This window comes from Paenibacillus forsythiae T98, assembly GCF_000520735.1.
Taxonomy (GTDB): domain Bacteria; phylum Bacillota; class Bacilli; order Paenibacillales; family Paenibacillaceae; genus Paenibacillus_AQ; species Paenibacillus_AQ forsythiae.
Window position 1 is genome coordinate 1 of the sequence record NZ_ASSC01000443.1, and the last position, 6,096, is coordinate 6,096.

The following is a 6,096-nucleotide window of genomic DNA, read 5'->3' on the forward strand; positions in this document are numbered from 1 at the left end:
AAGCAGGCGGTTCGAGTACGGGAACGGAAGGATTGACGAGGATATAAAGGAACGACCGGACGGGGCCTTTAGCGCACCGCCCGGTCGAACAGCAGATAATCGCCGTCGCTGTCCACGACGACGGGTCTTTCGCTGCAGCAGGGGAAGACGAGCAGCTTCTTCTTGCCTTCCCGGACGCTTTGAAGCTCTTTGGGCTTCATGGGGAGCAGCACGTTCTCCGCGCTGCAGAATGGGCAGGATTGGACATACAGATCTCCCAATATGAGTTCGTACGGCCAGGTGTTGCTGAACGGAATCATGCTTCTTCCTTGCCTTCCGCGCTGTCATTCGTTTCTCCGCCATCCGTATTTTTTTTGGATAGCTCGGCTATTTTTTGCAGCAGAATATGCTGGGGCATGTGCATCAAGTGTTCCAGAGGCACTCCCAGCTGCTTGGAGAGCGTCAGGGCCGTTTCCGGCGAAATTTGCAGTGGCCGCATCATTAATGTCCTCCTGTTCTCTTAATGAATGGTATGGCGTGGCGTGTTATTCACTTTACCATGGGATACGCCCGATTACAAAGCGAATGTTGGATAGCGAATGATGAATCGAATGAAAAGTAAAGGAATGGTGGTAGGAAATGAAACAGCCGTTATCTTTAACCTGGGAGCTGGATTCCATCTTTGAAGGGGGCTCGGCCTCTCCCGAGTTTGAAAGATTCTTAAGCGAACTGGAAGGCGATATTTCCAGGCTTGCGGAGAAGGTAAGAGCAGCCCAGGCTCCAGCGGATCTGGAGTCGACGAAGGCGCTGGACAGCATGATCGAGCTTCTGCAGAGCTGTACCGCGCGTGTTGTTCAGGCCTCGGAGTTCGCCGGATGCCTGGGCGCGCAGAACCAGCAGGATAAGGCAGCCGTGCGTCTGTCGGGAACCGTTGCCGGACTGAGCGCCCGGTTTCAGGGGGTATCCTCGGAATTCGAGAATGTGCTCCGCCAGACGGAAGATGAGGTATGGCGGGAGTGGATGGCCCGGCCCGAGATCGCGCCGCTGACGTTCGTGCTCAGCGAGAGCCGGGATCATGCCCGGGAGAAGCTGAGTCCGGAGCTGGAGAGCCTGGCGCTTGAACTGGCGGTGGACGGCTATCACGGCTGGAGCGAACACTATGAAACGATTGTCGGTTCCATCGCCATTCCCTGCACAGGTGAGGACGGTGAGAAGGTGCTGTCGGCGGGCCAGGCCTTCAACAAGCTGCATGACCCTGACAATAACGTCCGGAAGGATATGTTCGCCAAATGGGAAAAGGCGTGGGAAGGCGTCGCCGATTACGCTGCGGATACGCTTAATCATCTGGCCGGCTTCCGCCTGAAGCTGTATGAGCGCCGGGGATGGGACGATGTGCTGAAAGAGCCTCTCAGCATCAACCGGATGTCCCGCGAATCGCTCGATGTCATGTGGGACGTCATCGTCAAGAGCAAGCCGGCTCTCATCGCCTATCTGGAGCGCAAGGCGAAGCTGCTGGGACTTGAGCAGCTCGGTTGGGAGGACGTGGAGGCTCCGCTGGCGCGGTCTTCCGGCCAAATCCCTTATGAACGGGCGGCGGAAGAGATCGTCACCCAGTTCGGTAAATTCAGCCGGAAGCTTGCGGCATTTGCCGAACGCGCCTTTGACGGGAGCTGGATTGAAGTGGAGGACCGGCCGGGCAAGCGTCCGGGCGGCTTCTGCGTCTCATTCCCGCTGAGCAAGGAGTCGCGGATCTTCATGACGTACAGCGGCACGCCCTCCAATGTGGCGACCCTGGCGCATGAGCTGGGCCATGCCTATCATTCGTACGTGCTTGATGACCAGCCGGTGCTTAATCAGAACTATGCCATGAATGTGGCGGAAACGGCCTCCACCTTCGCCGAAGTCATCGTCTCCGACGCGCAGGTCAAGGCGGCAAAGAGCGATGAAGAGAAGCTGTCCCTGCTGGAAGAGAAAATCCAGAACAGCGTCGCTTTTTTCATGAATATACATGCCCGGTTCCTGTTTGAAACCCGCTTCTATGAGAAGCGCAAGGCGGGGCTCGTCAGCGCGGAAGAAATCTCGGCCCTTATGGTGGAAGCGCAGAAGGAAGCTTTCGGAGGCATCCTCTCCGGTTACCATCCGCATTTCTGGGCGTCCAAGCTGCACTTTTATATTACCGGCGTGCCGTTCTATAACTTCCCTTATACGGTCGGATATATGTTCAGCACCGGACTTTACCGTCTCGCCCTGCAGGAAGGCTCTTCTTTTGCGGACAAATACGATGCGCTGCTGCGGGACACCGGCGTTATGACCCTTGAGAATCTGGCGGCCAAGCATTTGGGCGTGGATCTGTCGCAGCCGGACTTCTGGCAAGGAGCCGCAGATCTGATCCTTAAAGACATTTCCGACTTCCTGGATATGACCAATCACCTGGCTTGACTTCGTTTTTATGAAAGTTTCGATGGTGATCTGTGTAATTAAGCGCAAGTAATGCGCTCGAATTGTATAAATGCGAAAAGGCCTTCATAATTGATTGGATTATGGGGGTCGTTTTTTATGTGAAATTGTCGAAAGTGATCGGTTTAACGAAGTTGTTTTGGAAGAAGATAGAAGAAAAAGTACAAGATGTAGGGATAATAACCCAATTATGTTCATAAATGTTGTGGGGTATTGCCTTCTATCCTATAATGAGTCCTAAGCCTTAGGGAGTAAGGCTGCAAGTATGACAGAGGGGGAAAAGTATGCTTAAGACGGAACAATTGTCTTTGGCTAGGCAAATGGATCTGGTGTTTAAAGAGCTTCAGGAGGAGCTATCGGGGGTGTCTTCCGGAACGGTTTTTGTGCAAATACGAAATAATATCGTTGGGAAATTTGGAATCCGCCATAATCCTCTGTATGGCCGCAGCGGAACGTTTGGGGACGAAACGGAGGGGCTGACCGCCTCGCAGCAGTCTTCTTTTCGTTTAATGGCACTGGAGAGTCTAAAGTTTAAGCGCCGCTGGACGCATGGAGAGATCAGCTACGAGTTTGCCGTGAAGAAGGGGATTATTATGGTCGATGCGGTTCTCGAGTCCAATTACAATATGGCCAACCTGATGATCCGCTATCCGCGGAACGCGCAGCAAGATACGGATCAGGACTGCGGCTAACCGGAGGGAGGGTCATTAAAAAGCCCCCGCGCTTCCCAGGGGAAGCGGGAGGGGCCGCAAATCCGTTCGGCAGACCCTTGCGGGCGGGCCGAATAAAAGCGATGAACTAGGCATTACATACCCGTACGACCGGAAAGTTGCTGCTCCGCCAGCTGTACGAGACGCTTGGTGATATAACCTCCCAAAGAACCTGTTTCGCGGGAAGTGTAGTTGCCATAGTAACCGTCTTGAGGGATAGTTACACCAAGCTCCTGCGCCGCTTCATATTTCAGTTGTTGCAGCGCGGCATTGGCTTGAGGAACGACCAGATTGTTGGAACGACTGCTGCGACCTTGGCTTTGACCTGCTTGACCCATGATTGTCACCTCCTTCGTCCTTGGTAGAGATAGTATGAGCGAGGGAACGGGAATTCATGCATGGCGCAAGAAGGTTATAAGGCTGGGAATAAGTGTATACAGAGCGGGGCGGCAGTTCTTCGGAGAGGGTGGATCTTCGCAGAGAACGGTCCGGATAAGTCAAAAGGTTTATGGCAGAAAATAAGAGGGCGACCCGAGTGTTCCGGCGGGCCGCCCTCTTGGCATATGATTGCAGAAGGCTAAAATGGTGCGAATATCAGCTTTCAGGATATATCATTTCAATTGAAGTGGTTAATTCAAGGCTCTGGCCGGGAGCAAGCGTCAGCAGTCCGGTAAATTCCGGATCGGGAGATACATTGGGCGCGTCCGGAAGCCAGGTATAAGGCTCGGCGCAGAGGAACTGGTCTGCGGGTCCTTTGGTATAAATAACCCAGTGGCGGAACAAGCTCTCGTCCGTGTGGTAGCGCAGGCCGTAGCCGTCATCCCGGAGCAGCAAAGCTTCTGCGGGCCGCTTCGCGCCAATCCGCAGGGCGGTGTCGAAGTTGGTTCCTTGCAGCTTGAATCCATCGTTCAGCTTATCCAGCGAACCGAGTGGAAGCACCTGCCCGCTGGGCAGCAGTTGGTCATTCAATTCGTAGATGCCCTCAACCGGCAGCTTGAGGCTCCAGCGCTCCGGCTGGCCGTCAATCATGAACCAGGTGTGGTAGCCGATGCCGAAGGGAATGCTCCGTTCGCCGCCAAGGTGGGTTGCCTTCAGGGTCTGCTTCAAGGACGCGTCCTGCAGCCGGTAGGTCATTTCGAATTTGAGCGGCGCCGGCAGCTGCTCCATCCAGTGGGGATCGTCCGGCGTCTTGAATTCGGTTATCACCGCGCAGCCTTCTTCGTCTTCCTCAATGTCGCTGACGCACCAGGGCTGCGTCCGGTGCAGGCCGTGGATATGATTGTCGCCGGCGGTGTTCCGGTCAAACTGGTAATGCACCCCTTCGAAATCAAACTGTCCCTTGGAGATGCGTCCCGGCGGTATCAAGAGCGGAATGCCGAAATGATAGGGCTTCTGCAAATAAAAATCCAGGTCGGCTTCTTCCGGCCGGCGCAGAACCTCTCGTCCTTCCTTTCGGTCCCACAGGGAGATTACGTTGTTGCCGAGACGCGGCAGCAGCGTGACTTCCAAGTCGCGGCTGTGCAAAATATAAGTATCATAACCGCACCATTGACCTTTGGTCACCTGTTTCATGATCCATGCTCCTTTATCATTCACTGATTACAAAATGTGAACACGATAACCTTATCATAACAGATTTATGTTCGAGGGGTTAAAAATTTGACAAACTTCTTTCCCGGCTCTATGATGAACTCAGTTAATGAAGTTGTCAATGCGATGACGGGGATAAGTAGGCGGGAGAGAGGCCTTCAGAAAGCCGGTGGGTGATGCGAACCGGAGGATGCCTCCCGGATGAATGGACCCCTGAGCGCCGCGCTCGAACGGGAGAGCTATCCCTGGTAGACCGGCCGGATCGTCCCCGTTACAGGATGTCTTAAGGCTGTTTGCAGTATCCGCTATGCGCGCTCCGTTTAAGGGCGGCCGCATGGGGGACGGCGGCGGCGAATAAGGGTGGCACCACGGTCTCACGTCCCTTCGGAGTGAGGCTTTTTTTGCGTTCATTTTGGGAAGCAGCACAATAATCGATCGGAGGAGTTGCATTATGAAAAAAGTTCTGTCCGGCATACAGCCGAGCGGTACGCTGACACTTGGCAACTATATCGGAGCCATGAAAAATTTCGTCAAGCTTCAGGAGGAGCATGAATGCTATTTCATGGTGGTCGATCTTCATGCCGTCACCGTGCCGCAGGAACCAGCCAGCTTGCGCGAACAATCCGAGGCTGTTGCCGCGCTGTTCATCGCGGCGGGAATCGACCCCGCCCGGTCGAATGTATACCTTCAGTCGCATGTTCCCCAGCATGCCGAGCTGGGCTGGCTGATGACGACGCTCACCTCGATGGGCGAACTGGAGCGGATGACGCAGTTTAAAGACAAATCATCGGGCAAAGACAACGTCGGAGCGGGATTATTCGTATATCCGGCGCTGATGGCCGCCGATATTCTCGTGTACAACGCGGATCTTGTTCCGGTCGGCGAAGACCAGAAGCAGCATCTGGAGCTTACCCGCGATTTGGCGGGACGGTTCAATCACCGCTTCGGCGAATTCTTCACTATCCCGGAGCCGTATATCCCGAAGGTCGGGGCCCGGATCATGTCGCTGGATGATGGCAGGAAGAAGATGAGCAAGAGCAGCCCGAATGCCGGCAGCTATATCGCTCTGCTCGATTCCCCGGACGTCATCCGCAAAAAAATCAGCCGGGCCACCACGGACTCCGGCCGCGAAGTTGTATACGACCCGGAGAACAAGCCCGAAATCAGCAATCTGATGAGCATTTACTCGGAGTGCTCCGGGCTGTCCCTCGCGGAGATAACGGACCGCTATGAAGGACAGATGTACGGAGGCTTCAAGAAGGATCTGGGCGAGGTTATCGTGACGGCGCTTGAGCCGCTTCAGGAGCGCTACCGTGAGATCCGCAGCTCCGGCGCCATCGCCGACATTCTAGCGTCGGGG

7 protein-coding genes are annotated in these 6,096 nt (G+C 54.9%); 3 read left to right on the top strand and 4 right to left on the bottom strand.

Annotated elements, in window-relative coordinates:
* Positions 1-68: 68 nt before the first annotated feature.
* Positions 69-299, bottom strand: a complete 231-nt coding sequence (locus L692_RS0114025; protein WP_025700796.1) for a hypothetical protein — start codon at positions 297-299, stop codon at positions 69-71.
* Positions 296-478 carry a YycC family protein gene (locus L692_RS0114030; protein WP_025700797.1) on the bottom strand — a complete coding sequence of 61 codons (183 nt, stop codon included), beginning with the start codon at positions 476-478 and terminating at the stop codon, positions 296-298. The genes L692_RS0114025 and L692_RS0114030 overlap by 4 nt, the downstream gene beginning before the upstream one ends.
* Before the next feature lie 140 nt (positions 479-618).
* Here L692_RS0114030 and L692_RS0114035 point away from each other — a divergent pair, with 140 nt between their 5' ends.
* Positions 619-2,418, top strand: a complete 1,800-nt coding sequence (locus tag L692_RS0114035) for a M3 family oligoendopeptidase (RefSeq protein ID WP_025700799.1) — start codon at positions 619-621, stop codon at positions 2,416-2,418.
* Positions 2,419-2,720: 302 nt separating this feature from the next.
* On the top strand, positions 2,721-3,128 hold the full coding sequence (locus L692_RS0114040) for a hypothetical protein (RefSeq protein WP_025700800.1): 408 nt from the start codon (positions 2,721-2,723) through the stop codon (positions 3,126-3,128).
* 113 nt (positions 3,129-3,241) lie between these two features.
* Here the strand turns inward: L692_RS0114040 and L692_RS0114045 are convergent, their stop codons facing one another.
* Both L692_RS0114045 and L692_RS0114050 read right to left on the bottom strand, forming a co-directional pair.
* Entirely contained in the window at positions 3,242-3,484 is a 243-nt protein-coding gene (locus L692_RS0114045; protein ID WP_025700801.1) for an alpha/beta-type small acid-soluble spore protein, read from the bottom strand.
* Between the two features lie 256 nt (positions 3,485-3,740).
* Positions 3,741-4,718, bottom strand: a complete 978-nt coding sequence (locus L692_RS0114050) for an aldose 1-epimerase (protein WP_025700803.1) — start codon at positions 4,716-4,718, stop codon at positions 3,741-3,743.
* Between the two features lie 469 nt (positions 4,719-5,187).
* Here L692_RS0114050 and trpS point away from each other — a divergent pair.
* Positions 5,188-6,096: tryptophan--tRNA ligase (gene trpS / locus L692_RS0114055; protein ID WP_025700805.1), on the top strand; the 909-nt coding region annotated here is incomplete at its 3' end.